This is a genomic window from Ruegeria sp. HKCCD4884 (genome assembly GCF_013110855.1).
GTDB lineage: Bacteria > Pseudomonadota > Alphaproteobacteria > Rhodobacterales > Rhodobacteraceae > Ruegeria.
On record NZ_WVRJ01000002.1, the window covers coordinates 1 to 17,457 of the forward strand.

The window sequence follows — 17,457 nt, forward strand, 5'->3', positions numbered from 1 at the left end:
GTTCCGGCGTAGCTCAGCGGTAGAGCAGTTGACTGTTAATCAATTGGTCGTAGGTTCGATCCCTACCGCCGGAGCCAACAAGTGATCACCAACTCAAACACCCAAGTTATATCAAGTCAGTCATATCATTGGCTTCCGTTGATGGCGCGTGCCTCGGCAACTATCGGTTGATTGTTGATCGGCTCGGATTGATTTTGAACTTGGAATAACTGCTTTCAAAGATCTGACTGACCGCCCCGTCAACTAACGCCACATCAGATTTTGCTTGGAAAGGAACTGGATATTCTTCCAAGTCCATTTGGAAAGCTTCACCGATTTTTTACAAACTCCGGAATTTCATAAAATGCACTGATAGCCACTCCATAGATCAAAGTGATCAGGGCGCTGAAAGCAACCAACCAAAACAGTACAGCGCTTCCGATAAGTGTTCCTTTCAACAACTGAACCTTAAAATTGTGGCTAGGCTTGTTCGGATTACTTTCTTCTACGCTGTTTATTTTCGAGTCAAACCACTGAAATACTGTAAATTTTTTACGCCATTATCTCGAAAACCACATAGCCAGTGGTTTTCAGAGCCAAAACAAGCCAAGTGAAAAACAGAAAAACAGAAAAAACGAACAAGCTTTGCCCATAGAAAGCATCGCTGGGATACTCTTGACTTCGGGCATGGATAAATGCCGCGAGGGTCGCCAATATTCCCAGCCGCACCAAAGCGCCAACAAAGTCGGAAGATCGCTTCATAGAATCGTGCAATTGCTGCTTGGCCGTTTCAAGTTTTGCGCGATCCAACTCGAAGCTGAACTCCAGATCAAAGGTAGAATTTTCGGGTTCTTGACCCTTTTGCAATTCGGCGCTCGCAGGCGTCATTCCAGTTTCGCTATCCTTGGATTTGTTTGATCCCTTGATTGGCTGATTCATGATATGTGCAACACTTAATTTCTGATTTTCCTTAATCATTTCAACCAAGCACACCTTGTTGAAAACAACAAGACCGCCTCAGGTGTCTGCGTAAAACAGCCCGGATGCTCTATTGAAATACGGCCACAGCGCCGGGCACCTCTGGTCAAGATCTTCGCGTTGGAAATCCCAATGGCGGGCAAAACAACGTCGCTCAACCAACCCCGCCACCGGAACCAAATCCATCCAATTCAACTCTGAAAAAGCCGGTTGTAACGGCAGGCAAACGCATCACTAGAAATCACTAAAAAAACTCATACACCCTCTGGACGACCGGTAATTCGATTGCTATACGGCGCGAACCGTTCCGGCGTAGCTCAGCGGTAGAGCAGTTGACTGTTAATCAATTGGTCGTAGGTTCGATCCCTACCGCCGGAGCCATTCTTCCATAAAGTACTGATTTCAGCCCTTCAGGGCGTCTTCGAAATCTGCGCGCAGGTTGCGTTTCAGGACCTTCCCGGTTGCGTTCAACGGCAATGCGTCGACAAACACCACCTTGTCCGGGATTTGCCACTTGGCAATCTTGCCTTCAAAGAAACGCAGCAATTCGTCTTCGCTTGGGTCTTCGCCTTCAGCCTTCACAGCGACGAGCAACGGCCTTTCATCCCATTTCGGGTGCGGCACGCCCACAACGGCAGCAGTTGCAAGCTTGGGGTTCGCGACCGCGATATTTTCAAGCTCGACCGAACTGATCCATTCGCCACCGGATTTGATGATATCCTTGGATCTGTCACGGATGGTCATATAGCCATCCGGGTCCAGCGTGGCGACATCGCCAGTGGCAAACCAGCCGTCCTGCAGAAGCTGCTGATCCTGCAACAAAAAGTAGCTGTCCAGAACCCAATGCCCTCGCACCATCAGATCGCCCTGAGTTTCGCCATCATGCGGCAAATCATTGCCATCATCATCGACGATTTTCAGCTCGACTCCAAAGGGCGGTCTGCCCTGGCTCAGACGGACTGCGTGCTGTTCTTCCAACGGCAACTGCATGTGTTTGGCCAGAGGGTAGTTTGCTGTACCCAGAGGGCTCATCTCGCTCATGCCCCAGGCGTGAACCGTGTCGACGCCATAATTTTCGCGGAAGGTTTCGATCATTGAGGGCGGACAAGCCGCCCCGCCAATCACTGTTCGATCCAGACTTTTCAACTCGGTCCCGCATTTGGCGGCATGGGCAAGCAGACCTTGCCAAATGGTGGGCACCCCCATGGCCAGCGTCACACCATAAGTGTCGATCAGGTTGACCAATGCTTCGCCGTGCAAATCCGGCCCGGGCAACACAAGTCGTGATCCTGACATGGCACAGGCATAGGGCGACCCCCAGGCGTTGACGTGGAACATCGGCACAACAGGCATGACGACGTCCATCGCCGAATACCCGATCACATCTTTTGTGTTCGACGCAAAGCTGTGCAGCAACGTAGACCTATGGGAATACAACACGCCCTTCGGATTGCCCGTCGTGCCGGAGGTGTAACACAAGCTTGATGCGGTGTTTTCATCCAAATCAGGCCATTCGAACCCGGCGTCTCCTGTTTCGATCAGTTCGTCGTAGAATTTGAGATCAGGGATCTGTGACGCTGCCTCTTCATTGCGCGGCCCCATCATGACAAAGTGCCTGACCTCTGTAAGCGCACTATGCAGTGCAGCCACAAGCGGAATGAAAGTTGCATCAAAGAACAGCACACGATCCTGAGCGTGATTGATGATGTAGGTCATTTGCTCGGGGAACAGGCGCGGATTGACCGTATGGCAAACAAAGCCAGAGCCTGACGTCGCGTAGTATATCTCCAGATGCCGCCGGTTGTTCCAGGCCAGAGTCCCGATCCTGTCTTGCGGTTCCAGCCCCAGTGTTGTCAGCGCCGATGCCAGGCGTCGGGCGTTCACCGCAATCTCGGCCCAGTTGGTTTTGGTGACCGTTCCATCTGTCTCGACCGAGACAATACTGGTCTGGCCATGGTAGCGCTCTGCGTGATCAATCAGTGACGAAATCAGCAAAGGCTGCGTCATCATCTGTCCCAGCATGGACATCCTCCCGTCGTTGGCGGGGTATTAGATGACCCCTGCCTTATCCATCTGACATTAACAGCTAGGGGCAGGCCCCATTGCGTCAATCCAGTCGTTTCCTAGGAAGGAACCCTGCCAAGCATTTAATTGTCTGACAATAAAAGAATGCAGCCCACCAGTGCAGCAGGCTGCGATTTGGGGCGTTAATCCCGGTATTTCAACGCATAGGCGACCAGCGCAGCGGTGGATGCGTCCTTGTCTTGGGCGCTCTCTTCACCGTCCACAATGGGGCCAAGCGACGTGGCCAGCTCCTTACCCAGCTCTACCCCCCATTGGTCGAAAGAGTTGATACCCAACAGCACACCTTCGACAAACACCCGGTGCTCATAAAGGGCGATGATCTGACCCAGTACAAATGGTGTGAGCTTCGGATAGATCAGAGTGGTGGATGGACGATTACCGGGGAAAACCCGATGCCGCGCCTGTCGCTCCAGTTCCGCACCTGTCAGCCCCTTTGCCGCCATACGGTCCCGCGCTTCGTCCAGTGATCGACCGCGCATCAGGGCTTCGGACTGCGCCAGACAATTGGCCAAAAGCAGGCGGTGATGATGGGTCAGCTCGGGTTCGTGCCCTTCGGCGGCAACCATGAACTCGCAAGGGATGACATCCGTGCCTTGATGAATCAATTGGTAGAACGCGTGCTGACCATTTGTACCCGGTTCTCCCCAGACCACGGGCCCCGACGGAACAGTCAGCGAAGACCCATCCATGGCAACAGATTTGCCGTTCGATTCCATCTCCAACTGTTGGAAATAGGCGGGCAGCCGCAACAGCCGCTGATCATAGGGCAGCACGGCGCGGCTGCTATGGCCCAGAACCTGACGATGCCAGATACCGACCAGCGCCAGCATGACGGGCATGTTCTCGGTCCATTCCGCCGAGCGGAAATGCAGATCCATCGCCTGCCCGCCGCGCAGAAACGCATCAAACGCGTTCGAGCCGACAGCGATCATGACCGGCAGACCCACTGGCCCCCAGACCGAATAACGCCCACCGACCCAATCGGCGAAACCGAACACATGCGCTTCGGGAATGCCAAACGCCTGCGTCTTGTCCAATGCGCTGGATACGGCGGCAAACTGCCGGGATGGATCGCCTCCGCCTTCGGACATCCAGGCACGCGCCGTGCGCGCATTGGTCATTGTCTCAATGGTCGTGAAGGTTTTCGAGGCGACAATCACCAAAGTCCGCGTCGGGTCCAACTGACGCAGCGTGTCCGCGATATGCGCGCCATCCACGTTCGAAACATAGTGCAGACGCGGCCCATCATGATAAGGAGCCAGCGCATGTGTTGCCATGACAGGACCAAGATCAGACCCGCCGATGCCGATATTGACCACATCGGTAAAGCTGCCCCCTGCCCCCGCAATCGCACCACCACGGACTTCTTCGGCAAAGACCCGCATCCGTTGTAGCGTGTCCAGAACCTCGGGCATGACGTCCTGACCATCCACTTCGACCGGGCCACCGTCCAGATTGCGCAAGGCCGTGTGCAGCACCGCGCGCCCTTCAGTTTCGTTGATCTTTTCGCCCGCAAACATCGCATCGCGCCGCGCCGCAAGACCGGCGTCTTCGCAGAGTTGGCTCAGCCCCGCGCGCACGTTTTCGTCGATCTGCGTCTTGGAGTAATCAAAAAGCATATTCCCGGCCGAAGCTGAAAATTCCGCGGCCCTGTTGGCGTCCGACTCAAACAGGTCCAAGATACGGCGGTCCGCGTCTGCCAATGCTTTCAAAGCGCCCAGTTGCATGTGTTTACTCCGACCAATGGACAGTCATACCGCTCAGCACTGCGGCGATTGGTGCTTCTTCAGGTGGCAACGACATGGCCTTTTCCAAAGCATCGCGCTTTGCCTGACCGTAGATGATCAGGTGCTTTGACAGCGCGCCGTCCAAAATCGGCGCTGTCAGCGAAATGCGCGCTTCGGGTTGCACCTCTGTACGTGCAACAGCCAGCGTCGGCGCATTGCTGTCCAGCGCTTCCGCCAACCCTTCCATCCCCGGAAACAACGAAGCCGTATGCATGTCGTCGCCCATCCCAAGCACCAGAACCGACAACGGCAAAACCGGTGCGATCAGGGATTCAATTTCAGGCAATGCCGCCTCTGGTTCCGCACCGGGCAAATAAAGCGGGATGTAATGCGCGGCAGAAGCGCGATTGGTCAGCAGTCTTTCACGGATCAAGCGCTCGTTCGAACGCTCGTGATCGGCAGGTACACAGCGTTCATCAGTGGGCAGAACACGCACACGGTCCCACGCCAGATCAGCCGCACAAAGGCTGTCAAACACTGGCCCCGGCGTTGTCCCACCGGGAACGGCCAATGCGACTGTCTCATGATGTAGCAGTGCAGCTTCCAGATCACCCGCCAAGGTATTGGCTACGTCGATGGCCAGCATTTCTCGGTCTGCATATTCCAGAATATTCATGGCTTGATTCCTTGCCAACGGCGACCGTCTCTTTTCATCAGCAGCTCGGCGTCGCCCGGCCCTGTGCTGCCGCTGTCATAAGGTTTCGGCACGTCGCCGCGCGCCAGCCAGCCAGCGATGATCGGATCGGTCCAGGCCCAGGCGGCCTCGACCTCGTCCCCGCGCATGAACAGCGTCTGGTTGCCCCGGATCACATCCATCACCAACCGTTCATAAGCATCTGGCGGATCCTGATTTTCTGGTCCCAAGGCTTCGGCAAAGCTCATGTCCAGTGGGACATCGACCAGACGCATTCCACCCGGTCCCGGTTCCTTGATCGTCACCTTCAGGGTGATCCCTTCATTGGGTTGCAAACGGATCGACAATGCATTGGCGTGCCGTCCGGCTTCTTCCCCGAAGATCGAATGCGGCGCGTCCTTGAACATGACATTGATCACCGAAGACCGCGCCACCAACCGCTTACCCGTACGCAGATAGAATGGCGTTCCAGCCCACCGCCAGTTGCTGATATGAGCCTTCAACGCCACATAGCTTTCGGTGGTTGAGCGCGGATTGCCAACGCAGTCTCGGTATCCCGGCCCATCTGGCCCTGCTGCAAACTGGCCGCGCACAATGTGATGGGGCTCTACCTGGTCAAGCGCTCGGATTACCTTGAGTTTCTCGTCGCGCACTGCGTCAGGATCAAATTTGGCCGGAGGTTCCATCGCGATCAGGCAGAGCAATTGCATCAGGTGGTTCTGCACCATGTCTCGCATTGCGCCTGCGCGCTCGTAATACTCCTCGCGCCCGGAAATCCCAACGGTTTCCGCAACCGTGATTTGGATATGGTCGACATATTGGCTGTTCCACAAGGGTTCGAACAGCATATTGCCAAAGCGCACAGCCATAAGGTTCTGCACGGTTTCCTTACCCAGATAATGATCGATCCGGTAAATCTGGCTCTCGTCGAAATGCGCAGCCAGCGTGGCATTCAGGGCCCGCGCACTGTCAAGATCATGGCCAAACGGTTTTTCCACCACGATGCGGGTGTCGTCCGTCGCCAGATCATGCGCCCTGACCCGCTCGGCCAACGGGCCGAACAAACCTGGACCGACGGAAAAATAAAACGCCCTTATGCGGTCCGGCGACAGCTTTTCGCCCAGAACATCCCAACCTTCTGCAGTCATGGCATCCAGCGACACGTAATCGACGCGCTGCAAAAACCGCGTCAGCGCCCGGCTGTCCTGCGCCCGCTTTGGTGCGTGTTGGCGCAATGCCTCGGCAACCATCTCACGAAATTCTTCCGCAGTATGGTTCGCCCGGGCTGCGGCAAGAATATTAGCATCCTCATGCCATTGCCCCGCACAGAACCGACGGAAAAGCGCAGGCAGGATTTTTCGCTGCGCAAGATCGCCGGTACCGCCGAAAATGATCAGATCAAAAGGATCAACTGGGATGACGCGTGAAACCATAAGCTGTCCTTAACCCGCCCCTTTCGGCATGTCCAATGTTAGCGCAATCAAAATTGAAAACTCAAAGCTCATCAAAACTCTGTCAGAACCGTCGCGTCACCCTTACCAAATCCCAAACAACACGCTAGTTCAAACCGACGACATCATAAAAACCGGATGCGGGAATGAAAGACAACGCCCCACAGCTCGCCAATATCGGCAAGTTTCAAAACAAATTGGTGACGGCAGACGGGCAGACCCGCGCAACAGTTTCACTGACCCAGCCAGACACGCTGTGGTTTAACACAGGTACGCTGTGCAACATCGAATGCGTCAACTGTTACATCGCCAGCAGCCCGACCAATGACGCTTTGGTTTATCTGACCGCTGATGAGGTTCGTGACTATCTGGATCAAATTAAAGAGCGCAACTGGCCCGTGCGCGAGATCGGCTTTACCGGCGGCGAACCCTTCATGAACCCCGAAATGATCGAGATGACTCGCGCCGCGCTGGAGCGCGGATACGACGTCCTGATCCTGACCAATGCGATGGCCCCAATGATGCGCCGCAAGATGCGCGAAGGTTTGTTGGACCTGCAGGGCATGTACAACGACAAACTGACCCTGCGCATCTCGGTCGATCATCACCGCCCCGACCTGCACGATGAAGAGCGTGGCAAAGGCAGTTTCGACAAAACCGTTGCCGGAATGGAATGGTTGCGCGATCACGGCTTCAACATGGCGATCGCAGGCAGAACGGTTTGGGGGGACACGGATGCAGAAAGCCGCGCTGGCTATGCTGCATTCTTTGCCCAGCATCGCTTTGACATCGACCCCAACGATCCGGCGCAGACCGTTTTGTTCCCCGAGATGGACGAGACCGTTGAAGTGCCTGAAATTACAACCGCCTGCTGGGGAATTCTGGACAAATCCCCCAATGCGGTGATGTGCGCAAGTTCGCGCATGGTGGTCAAACGCAAAGGCGCAGACCGCCCTGCCGTTCTGGCCTGCACGTTGCTGCCTTACGAACCCGAATTCGAGATGGGGCACAGCCTGGCCGAAGCTGAGGCGGATGTTCACCTCAACCACCCTCATTGCGCCAAGTTTTGCGTTCTGGGCGGTGCCAGCTGCTCGGGTTGATCAGTTCAGTTCGGGCGATTTCCAGAACTTGGTGCCGGATGCACCTGCTGACACGCGCCAACCTTTTTTGCTGAGCACAAAGAAAGAGCGCCCGTCGGTAAAGCGCACGGTTTCGCCTGTTTTCTCTTCACCATACATGGCACCGGTTTCAGCTGTTGCGTCATAGCCATGGGTTATGAAGTGTTGCAGGTCTGCCGGGGTTTCGAACAGGACCACAAACTTGGTCTCAAAGCCGCCAATGCCGATGGCCGCACCCACGCCGCCTGTGCCCATGTTCATGTAAGTGTGCTGCCCGGTGTCTTTTGAAACGGCCACACCACGCCCATATCCTGCCGAAACCGGAAAGACCGAAATCTTGCGCGAGTCGAAGGCCGCATAACCTGCACTGACGTCATAAAGTGACTGCGCTTCGGGGTTTTCGGCAAGCAACTGATCAAGGATCTCTCCTGCCATCACGTCCAGCTTGGCACGCGTTTCTTCCGGTGTTGCTTCGTTGGACAGCAGATCCGAAGTGGAATTGATGGTTTCATCGACGGCCTCAGCGCCTTTGCTGATTGTATCACCGACGCTTTCCGCGCCACGACCGATCGCGTCTGCGGTGTTTTCAGCACCTTTCTTGATCTTGCCCAGAACACCTTCGGCAAATACAGGACCACTCAGGCTCAGCATTGCAGTAAAAAGTACCGCTCGTTTCATCGTTTTTTATCCTGTGGCTCCAACGAATTGGCTGCCACCATACCCGACTTGTTCTAAATGAGAACGGGTATTTCGATGCTCGGTCAGACTTTCACATCTGCTTAGTTCACTCGGAACTCACCCACCATGTTACGCCATTCGCCCGGCGCGATCATTTTGCGATGGGTAAATTTGACGGAATGAAGCGGCCCTTCGATCTCTCGCTGCCAGAAATCGATGAATTCGAACAGTTTCGGATGATCCGGCGCAAGGTCGTAGTCCTGCCAGATGAACGTGTTCAAGACGTGGATATAGTCGGGCATGTGATAGAAGAATTCTGCCGTTGTCAGACCGTACCCTTTAAGCATCAATTCGGTTTCGCTTGGCTTCATGCGGACCTCCGGTTTGTTGCAAGGTCTCTTCAGGCTAACACAGAAACCTTCTAATTCTTGGATAACAATATGTTACCGGGACGTTACCGTCGTTTTTCGCACTCAATGCGCTGCTTGCTTGCACCTTATGTGCCGGGTCTGATAAGGTGCATCCACAAGATATAGACCCAAGCCAAAGATCGGGCAGTTTACGTGAGCGATACGCCAGAAATTCCTGAAAACATGGACGAAACCCCGCCAGAGCGCCCAGTTTATGACGGCCCGACGGTCTCCATCGAATCCGAAATGCGCACGTCCTATCTGGACTATGCCATGTCGGTCATCGTATCGCGCGCGATCCCGGATTTGCGCGACGGGCTGAAGCCGGTGCATCGGCGTATTCTATACGCCATGCACGAGACGGGGAATACCCACGACAGAGCCTATCGCAAATCGGCGCGTCCGGTTGGCGATGTGATGGGTAAGTACCACCCGCACGGTGACTCAGCTATCTATGACGCGCTGGTACGAATGGCGCAGGATTTCTCGATGTCGCTGCCTTTGCTGGATGGTCAGGGCAACTTTGGCTCGATGGACGGCGATAACCCAGCGGCGATGCGCTATACCGAAGTACGCATGGACAAACCTGCCGCGTCCCTTCTGGCTGATATCGAAAAAGAGACGGTCGATTTTCAGGACAACTACGACGGCAAGGACAAAGAGCCAACCGTCCTGCCCGCGCGTTTCCCTAATATGCTGGTCAACGGGGCTGGCGGTATCGCCGTGGGTATGGCGACCAATATTCCGCCGCACAACCTTGGCGAAGTCGTCGATGCGACTCTGGCCCTGATCGACGATCCTGACCTGACTTCAGAGCAGTTGATTGAATACGTCCCCGGCCCCGATTTCCCAACGGGTGGCGTCATGCTGGGCCGATCTGGTGCGCGCAAGGCCTATCTGGAAGGTCGCGGCAGCGTCATCATCCGCGCCAAGACCCGTGTCGAAGAAATCCGCAAGGATCGCTATGCGATTGTCGTGGATGAGATCCCGTATCAGGTAAACAAAGCCTCGATGATCGAAAAGATTGCCGAAGCGGTGCGCGAGAAACGGATAGAAGGCGTCAGTCACGTGCAGGACGAATCCGACCGCAACGGTGTGCGTGTCGTGGTCGAACTGAAGCGCGATGCGACGCCCGAGGTGGTCCTGAACCAACTGTTCCGCTTCTCGCCGATGCAGACCTCGTTCGGCTGCAACATGCTGGCCTTGAATGGAGGCCGACCCGAGCAGCTGACCCTGCGCCGATTCCTCACGTCCTTCATCGACTTCCGCGAAGATGTTGTGGCACGTCGCACCGCGTACGACCTGCGCAAAGCGCGAGAGCGCAGCCACATCCTGTGTGGTCTGGCCGTGGCCGTGTCGAACGTGGACGAGGTGGTTGCCACGATCCGATCCTCGGCAGACGCCGCCGAAGCGCGCGAAAAACTGATGACCCGCCGTTGGCCGGCATCCGAGATCGAAGGCTATCTGCGCCTGATCGACGATCCTTTGTCCAAGATGAATGACGATGGCACCTATAACCTGACCGAAGTTCAGGCCCGTGCCATCCTGGAACTGCGCCTACAACGCCTGACCCAATTGGGTGTCAAAGAGGTCACGGACGAGCTGGAAGACCTGGCCGCCAAGATCAAGGAATATCTGGATATTCTGTCCTCGCGCGAGCGCATCATGGGCATCATCGCAGATGAGCTGCGCAGCGTCCGCGAACAATTCGCCGTCGACCGCCGTACCGAGATCGTCGACTGGTCCGGCGACATGGAAGATGAGGACCTAATCGAGCGTGAAGACATGGTCGTGACCGTCACTTCGGGCGGTTATATCAAGCGCACGCCGCTGGCCGACTTCCGCGCGCAGAAACGTGGCGGCAAGGGCCTGTCGGGGATGCAGACCAAGGAAGAGGACGTCGTTACCAACCTCTTCGTGGCGAACACGCATACCCAACTGCTGTTCTTCACCACCGAAGGGATGGTCTACAAGCTCAAGACTTGGCGTCTGCCGCAGTCCAGCCGGACCGGCAAGGGCAAGGCAATCGTCAACATCCTGCCGATCCCGACCGGTGTGTCCATCGCTGCTATCATGCCCGTGGACGTGCCGGATGAAGAGTGGGAAAACCTGCAAATCGTCTTCGCCACAAGCGCAGGCGACGTGCGCCGCAACCGTCTGTCGGACTTCACCAATGTCCGACGCAACGGCAAGATCGCGATGAAACTGCCCGAAGGCGTGGAACTGGTGAATGCACGCATCTGTTCAGAAGACGAAGACGTGATGCTGGTCACCAATTCGGGCCGGGCGATCCGCTTCCGTACCACCGACGTGCGCGTGTTCAACTCGCGCGAATCCACTGGTGTACGCGGCATTAAGCTGACCAATGGCGACCGCGTGGTGTCGATGTCGGTGATCCGTCACTTCGAAGCCGACCCGGATGAACGTGCGGCTTACCTCAAGATGCGCCGCGCAGTGGCAGGCATTGCCGATGACGGTGAGACAGACGAGGATGAGGCAGCGCCAGGTTCGATCACACAGGAACGCTATGCCGAAATGTCGGCCTCGGAAAACCTGATCCTGACCATCACAACAGGAGGCGCCGGCAAGCTGAGTTCCAGCCACGACTACCCTGTCCGCGGACGCGGCGGTATGGGCGTGGCGGCCATGGACAAGGCGATGCGCGGCGGCGAGCTTGTGGCATCTTTCCCGGTCGAGATCGACGACCAGATCATGCTGGCCACGTCCAAAGGTCAGTCGATCCGCGTCCCTGTCGAAGGAATTTCCTTCCGGTCCCGCAGTGCAGGTGGTGTCCGGGTCTTCAACACTGGCAAGGGCGAAGAAGTTGTCAGCGTTGCCTGGATCGCTGATCAGGGTGAAGACGAGACAGAAGAGTAGTCGTTCCAGATTGTAAAATAGAAAAACCCGAGGTTTGCTGACCTCGGGTTTTTGCGCTTTTCTCAATCCTCTGCCGCATTAACGAACTTGCGGCAGAAAAACCTTGTCTAGGCGGTATTGCGCTTTTGGCGACGCCCGTAGGCGAACAGCCCACCGATGCCCCCAAGCAACAGCCACCCGGCAGCAGGCAGCGGAACAGGAGCGACTGTATACTGACCATAAAGCGTTGCGTGGTTCTGCGCCCCTTCAACCGTACTGAAACCAGTGGAAATTGTGTTCCCACCGTCCTGTGAAAAGCCAAGCACCGAGAACACAAAGTTCTGTCCACCATAGGTGAAGTTCTGGGAACCGAGTGAGTTGGCAATGGTCACAATATCGTTGCAGGGCGTTGCATCCTGAGGACAATTTGCCGGTAGGTTTAAGGTCTCATTATGGGTCAGTGAAAAGGTTGATGACACCAGAGGTCCGCCGCCGATCTGCAGATCAACGACAAGATCAACCGAACTCAGAACCTCCCCTGGAATCGGGAAGTTGAGATGCGTGAACTGTCCCAGGTCAAAAGCTGTGTCCGGCGAAAGGTTTAATATTGGTGTACCCGTCGGCGTGAAATCATAACCACTCGGGTTACTGCCACCGCCCCAACGCAGCGAGATCGTTGAACCAGAACTGCTTTCAGTAATACCAGTCGTCGGATTCACGTTCTGCCAAGAGGGCGAAATAGCTGTTACGCTCAATGCCGAGGCAGCACTTCCAGCCAATACCCCGACTAAGGCAATCGCAGCCACGTTACATTTCAGCGCCATGTGTTTAACCCCTACCCATCAATCACTTTTTACGAATTTGCACTCCTAAGGAAGTGCTGCACAGACTTGAGAGTAACTAGCAACGCAAACACAATTTGGCCACTTTTTCTCCTCATTTGAAGCGAAAACCCTCAACATCGTTACCAATACCGCAACAGTGGATTCGAATAGGGAAATTTAAACCTTTTGGGATACAATTTTTTCAATCGCAAATAGACATTACGCTATCTGGTAAAGGCCAGACACGCGTTAACACCTCCTAAGTGGATGCCACACGCATTGGATCGCAATCTGATGTCGCACGCACCGGGTTGAAATCGCCGGCTGCAATCATCTTTGAAACAGTCAACTACGGTGAATCACGGTCAAAAACCGCCCTTTCCCCGCAGCGTCACTCGGGAGGTCCTGTCTTGGTGAAAACAGGCCGGAAAACGTATGCTCAGCTCAGATCCCGTATAGTGTTCCGAACTTTTCTTCCAGATAGGAAAGCAATGGCTCCGGCCCCGGCTCTACGCCGCTGGCACGTGCGATGACGTCTCGCGGTGCATAAAGCCCGCCATGCTGCTGAACCTGATCCCGCAACCAGCCCGTCGCGCCCAAGGTGTCACCTTCTGCAAGTTGGGTATCCAGCCACGGTACTGCTGCGCGCAAAGCCTGATAAAGACAGCCAGCGTAAACGTTGCCCAGGGAGTAAGTCGGGAAGTAGCCGAACAGCCCAACGGACCAGTGCACATCCTGCAAACAGCCATTCGAAGGTTTGTCGACCGCGTAGCCAAAATCTGCCTTGAACCGATCGTTCCACGCGGATTCGAGGTCGCTCACCTGCAAGTCTCCGGCCATCAGGGCGCGTTCCAGATCAAAACGCAGCATGATGTGCAGGTTGTACTGAACTTCATCAGCCTCGGTGCGGATGTATCCATTATGAACTCGGTTGACAGTCGCATAGAACGCATCTGCATTGGCAATGCCGAAATCACCAAAAGCCTCAGTCATTTGGGTGAACAGCCAACCGGTAAAGGCGCGCGAGCGACCAAGTTGGTTTTCATAGATCCGGCTTTGGCTTTCATGCACACCCATCGACACACCATTTCCAAGCGGGGTCAGCAAATAGGCTTTGTCGATACCTTGCTCATACGCGGCGTGGCCGACCTCGTGAATGGTGGAATAGAAGCAATTGAAGGGATCCGTTTCGCTGGTGCGCGTGGTGATGCGCACGTCCAGGCCACTGCCCGAGCTGAACGGATGCACCGCTTTGTCCACCCGGCCGTTATTCAGATCATATCCAAATGTTGTCGCCAGTTTTTGCGTCAGGCGCATCTGGGTTTGTTCCTCAAAGCTGCCATTCAGAGCTGCCGGTTCCGGCCGATCCAATACGGCGGCGCGCAAAGCCACCAGACGTGGGCGCATTTTATCAAAAATAGCCGCGATTTGTGCGCCGGTTGTAAAGGGCTCATAATCCTCGACCATCGCGTCATAGACGTCACCGCCCTGCGCCAATGCCTCACCCTCCTGACGCTTGAGTGAAACCACTTCTTCCAAAACCGGAAGGAATGCGGAAACGTCTTCATCCGCCCGGGCCTGTGCCCAGGTTCCCTGTGCGGCGGACGTGACACGGGCAATGGTCGTTGCCAGATCGGCTGGCACTTTCACGGCGCGTTCATACGCGCGGCGGATTTCACGAATTTGCGCTTTACCGACCTCATCCTGAGGTACCGCCTGTTCCAGCCACTCAGCCACGCGTGGATCAGATTTTCGCGCGTGAAGCACGGCCTCAATCGCGGCCATTTCTTCGGCACGCTGCGGCGCGGCCCCGCGCGGCATGACGGTTTCCTGATCCCAGCCCAGCCGCCCGGCAATCTGGCCCAAAGCCGAGGTTTCACGCTGAAAGGCCATGAGATCATTGAAAGCGGTCATAGGATCATACTCCGCGCAGGGATGTTGCGATGGGATAAGCGGTCAAGAACCGGGCGCGCAGGATCAGGGTCCAGACGACAACGGCCATGAACTGATGGAAGATAGCGATCTGCCAGGGCGCACCGTAGACCACGGTCACGATGCCGACGACAACCTGCAGCGCCAGCGCGGCAAAGGCGGCATTGAAGGCAAATCGTGTCTGCGGATGCGCGCTGGTCCCGCCACGACGCCAGACGATGAAAGCGAAGATGAACAGCAGATACCCCGCGCAGCGGTGAATGAACTGAACCAATCCGGGACTTTCAAAGAAGTTCCGCCACATTGGCTCCAGCGCTGTGGCATCGGGTGGGAATACTTGCCCGCCGATCAAGGGCCAGTCGGTGTAAGACCGCCCGGCGTCAATCCCAGCAACCAGCGCGCCGATGAGTATTTGTAAAAAGGCGAAATGCATCAGACCGGTGGACAGTGAGAACAGTTTGGCCTCTTTCGCGCGGCGCGCCTGCATCAGGTCGCGTTCTTCGCGGCCCAGTTCAAAGATGTACCACGCCAAGAAGCCCAGGATCACAAAAGCCAGACCCAAATGTGTGGCCAGACGATAACTGGCAACGGCGGTCATGCCCTCACCCTGCGTCACGCCCGAGGCAACCATCCACCATCCGACCGCACCTTGAACACCGCCTAAAAGGCCCGGAATCAACAGCTTACCGGTCCAGCCGGTTGGAATTTTACGTGCAGCTAAGAAACCAAAGAACCCGAGGGCCCAGACAAGTCCGATCACGCGGCCCAGTTGACGATGGCCCCATTCCCACCAGTAGATGAACTTGAAATCATTCAACTCCATCCATTGGTTTTGAATGCGCCATTGGTCGATCTGCTTGTATTTGTCGAATTCCGCCTGCCAGTCGGCCTCATTCATCGGCGGGATGGCTCCGGTGATCGGACGCCATTCCGTGATCGAAAGGCCGCTGTCGGTCAGGCGCGTCAGACCACCAACTGCGATCATAACGACGACCAGGGCAAACAGGATCATAAGCCAAACACGGATCCCCTGGCGTGCGCCGCCGCGTCCCCGGTCGATCATTCCCGGTTGCACGGCCTGTTGTTTTTCGGTGTCCGAGACCTCTTCGAAGATGCTGCGCTTACCGCTCATGCTGTCCTCATGTCCTGATTTTGTCGCAAGCTAGGGCTTGGCGGAAGATAGGTCCAGACTCAGCTTTTGTCTTTCCAGCGGACCATCTGCCGCATGATCCCATGCAGCATCTGCACATCAGCCCGCGTCATCCGCATCCGCGACCACAGATTACGCAGATTGACTTTCATACCCTCTGCTTTTTCGGGGGGATAGAAGAACCCGGCCTCTTCCAGACGATCCTCGTAATGCTCGACCAGTTTTTCCACTTCGATCCCTGTGGCCCAGTCGCCTTTGCCCAAATCGGTGGTCTCGTGCACCACGTCGCCGGTCTGGCGCATCCACTCATAGGCGGTCAGCAACACGCATTGCCCCAGGTTCAGCGAGGCGTATTCCGGGTTCACCGGAACCGATATGATCGCGTTGGCCTTTGCAATGTCTTCATTCTCAAGCCCTGCGCGTTCAGGACCAAACAGCACGGCGACTTTCTCTCCTGCTGCGACTTTCTCAGCCGCGATCTGCATCGCACGTTCCGGGCTGTAGACCGGTTTGGTCAACCCGCGTTGCCGGGCGGTGGTCGCGAAGACAAACGTGCTGTCGGCTAGAGAACCAGCCAAATCGTCAAAAAGCTGCGCCTCATCCAGCAACCGCCCCGCCCCGCTGGACATGGCGACCGCCTTGGGATTGGGCCAGCCGTCGCGCGGGGCCACGATGCGCATACGATCCAGACCGAAATTCCACATCGCACGCGCGGCGGCACCGATGTTTTCGCCCATTTGCGGGCGAACGAGCACGAAAGAGGGCTGAGATGTATCGCTGGGCATGGCTGTCTCCGAAAAGTTCCGCCCGCTCTAATCCGATGGCGTTTACAGGGCAACCCGATCCTCTTCTTCTGTTTCCAAATACCTGCTTGGCGGGCTAAAAAGTTTGCTTCCCCGCCGCAATCCGCTAAACCGCGCCAAAGACCAAAAGCCGAAGGACGCGCCCATGGACACCCCCGAGCAGCCGCAGATTTACCTGATCACGCCTCCGACCATCGAGTTGAGCACCTTCACAAGCAAGCTGGCAACGGTTCTGGACGGGGCCGACATTGCCTGCATCCGCCTGGCGCTGGCCGGAAACGACGAAGACACCCTTTCCCGTGCGGCAGATGCCTGTCGCGAGGTTGCCCATGCGCGTGATGTGGCCATCGTTATTTCGAACCACGTGCTGCTGGCCCAGCGTCTTGGTCTGGACGGTGTGCATTTGGACGACGCGGCTCGGTCCGTCAGGGCTGTGCGCAAGGAATTGGGCACAGATGCAATTGTCGGTAGTTTCTGCGGTGCCTCCAGCCATGACGGTATGACCGCTGGTGAAAACGGTGCCGATTATGTAGCCTTCGGTCCTGTTGGCACCACCGTTTTGGGCGATGGCACGCGTGCCGAAAAGGATCTGTTCCAGTGGTGGTCCGAGATGATCGAAGTTCCGGTTGTGGCCGAAGGTGGACTAACGCCCGACCTGATCCGCGACCTGGCCCCCTGCACCGATTTCTTCGGCATTGGGGACGAAATCTGGAACAGCGACGATCCGCTTGGCACGCTGAACACTCTAACAGCAGCGATGTCCTAACCGGGC

The 17,457-nt window shown here is 56.2% G+C and carries 14 protein-coding genes and 2 tRNA genes; 5 read left to right on the forward strand and 11 right to left on the reverse strand.

Features of this window, described 5'->3' with window-relative positions; all coding sequences use genetic code 11:
- Window positions 1-2: 2 nt before the first annotated feature.
- A tRNA-Asn gene (locus GS636_RS02405) sits at window positions 3-77 on the forward strand.
- Window positions 78-531: 454 nt separating this feature from the next.
- Here GS636_RS02405 and GS636_RS02410 read toward each other — a convergent pair.
- Entirely contained in the window at window positions 532-966 is a 435-nt protein-coding gene (locus GS636_RS02410) for a hypothetical protein (protein ID WP_171668321.1), read from the reverse strand.
- Window positions 967-1,263: 297 nt separating this feature from the next.
- Between GS636_RS02410 and GS636_RS02415 the strand changes: the two genes are divergently transcribed.
- Window positions 1,264-1,338 (forward strand) — tRNA-Asn (locus tag GS636_RS02415).
- A gap of 21 nt (window positions 1,339-1,359) precedes the next feature.
- On the opposite strand, the gene GS636_RS02420 is transcribed toward GS636_RS02415, so the two are convergent.
- From GS636_RS02420 to zwf, 4 genes are all read right to left on the reverse strand, one after another.
- Window positions 1,360-2,979, reverse strand: coding sequence for a long-chain-fatty-acid--CoA ligase (locus GS636_RS02420; protein ID WP_171668322.1), 1,620 nt, complete (start codon window positions 2,977-2,979; stop codon window positions 1,360-1,362).
- A gap of 185 nt (window positions 2,980-3,164) precedes the next feature.
- Complete coding sequence (gene pgi / locus GS636_RS02425; RefSeq protein WP_171668323.1) at window positions 3,165-4,769, reverse strand: glucose-6-phosphate isomerase; 1,605 nt, start codon at window positions 4,767-4,769, stop codon at window positions 3,165-3,167.
- Window positions 4,770-4,773: 4 nt separating this feature from the next.
- A complete protein-coding gene (gene pgl, locus GS636_RS02430; RefSeq protein ID WP_171668324.1) occupies window positions 4,774-5,445 on the reverse strand; it encodes a 6-phosphogluconolactonase in 672 nt (223 codons plus the stop codon).
- On the reverse strand, window positions 5,442-6,896 hold the full coding sequence (zwf, locus tag GS636_RS02435; protein WP_171668325.1) for a glucose-6-phosphate dehydrogenase: 1,455 nt from the start codon (window positions 6,894-6,896) through the stop codon (window positions 5,442-5,444). The genes pgl and zwf overlap by 4 nt, the downstream gene beginning before the upstream one ends.
- A 164-nt stretch (window positions 6,897-7,060) precedes the next feature.
- On the opposite strand from zwf, the gene GS636_RS02440 reads away from it, so the two are divergent.
- Window positions 7,061-8,014 carry a radical SAM protein gene (locus tag GS636_RS02440; protein WP_171183385.1) on the forward strand — a complete coding sequence of 318 codons (954 nt, stop codon included), beginning with the start codon at window positions 7,061-7,063 and terminating at the stop codon, window positions 8,012-8,014.
- Here GS636_RS02440 and GS636_RS02445 read toward each other — a convergent pair whose 3' ends face one another.
- The gene (locus GS636_RS02445; protein WP_171668326.1) at window positions 8,015-8,710 is read right to left on the reverse strand and encodes a hypothetical protein; all 696 of its coding nucleotides are present in this window, start codon (window positions 8,708-8,710) and stop codon (window positions 8,015-8,017) included.
- Window positions 8,711-8,811: 101 nt separating this feature from the next.
- Window positions 8,812-9,081, reverse strand: coding sequence for an usg protein (locus GS636_RS02450; RefSeq protein ID WP_171648414.1), 270 nt, complete (start codon window positions 9,079-9,081; stop codon window positions 8,812-8,814).
- Between the two features lie 192 nt (window positions 9,082-9,273).
- Here GS636_RS02450 and gyrA point away from each other — a divergent pair, with 192 nt between their 5' ends.
- Window positions 9,274-11,997 carry a DNA gyrase subunit A gene (gene gyrA / locus GS636_RS02455; protein WP_171668327.1) on the forward strand — a complete coding sequence of 908 codons (2,724 nt, stop codon included), beginning with the start codon at window positions 9,274-9,276 and terminating at the stop codon, window positions 11,995-11,997.
- 107 nt (window positions 11,998-12,104) lie between these two features.
- On the opposite strand, the gene GS636_RS02460 is transcribed toward gyrA, so the two are convergent.
- From GS636_RS02460 to GS636_RS02475, 4 genes are all read right to left on the reverse strand, one after another.
- Window positions 12,105-12,782, reverse strand: a complete 678-nt coding sequence (locus tag GS636_RS02460; RefSeq protein ID WP_371808684.1) for a THxN family PEP-CTERM protein — start codon at window positions 12,780-12,782, stop codon at window positions 12,105-12,107.
- Window positions 12,783-13,244: 462 nt separating this feature from the next.
- Window positions 13,245-14,714 (reverse strand): carboxypeptidase M32, encoded by a 1,470-nt coding sequence (locus tag GS636_RS02465; RefSeq protein ID WP_171668329.1) that lies wholly within the window; start codon window positions 14,712-14,714, stop codon window positions 13,245-13,247.
- Window positions 14,715-14,718: 4 nt separating this feature from the next.
- Window positions 14,719-15,864: a heme A synthase gene (gene ctaA, locus GS636_RS02470; protein WP_171668330.1), complete on the reverse strand. Its 1,146-nt coding sequence runs from the start codon at window positions 15,862-15,864 to the stop codon at window positions 14,719-14,721.
- Window positions 15,865-15,923: 59 nt separating this feature from the next.
- Window positions 15,924-16,667, reverse strand: a complete 744-nt coding sequence (locus GS636_RS02475; RefSeq protein ID WP_171668331.1) for an RNA methyltransferase — start codon at window positions 16,665-16,667, stop codon at window positions 15,924-15,926.
- Between the two features lie 163 nt (window positions 16,668-16,830).
- Between GS636_RS02475 and GS636_RS02480 the strand changes: the two genes are divergently transcribed.
- Window positions 16,831-17,451 carry a thiamine phosphate synthase gene (locus GS636_RS02480; RefSeq protein WP_171668332.1) on the forward strand — a complete coding sequence of 207 codons (621 nt, stop codon included), beginning with the start codon at window positions 16,831-16,833 and terminating at the stop codon, window positions 17,449-17,451.
- The last annotated feature ends 6 nt before the right edge of the window (window positions 17,452-17,457 follow it).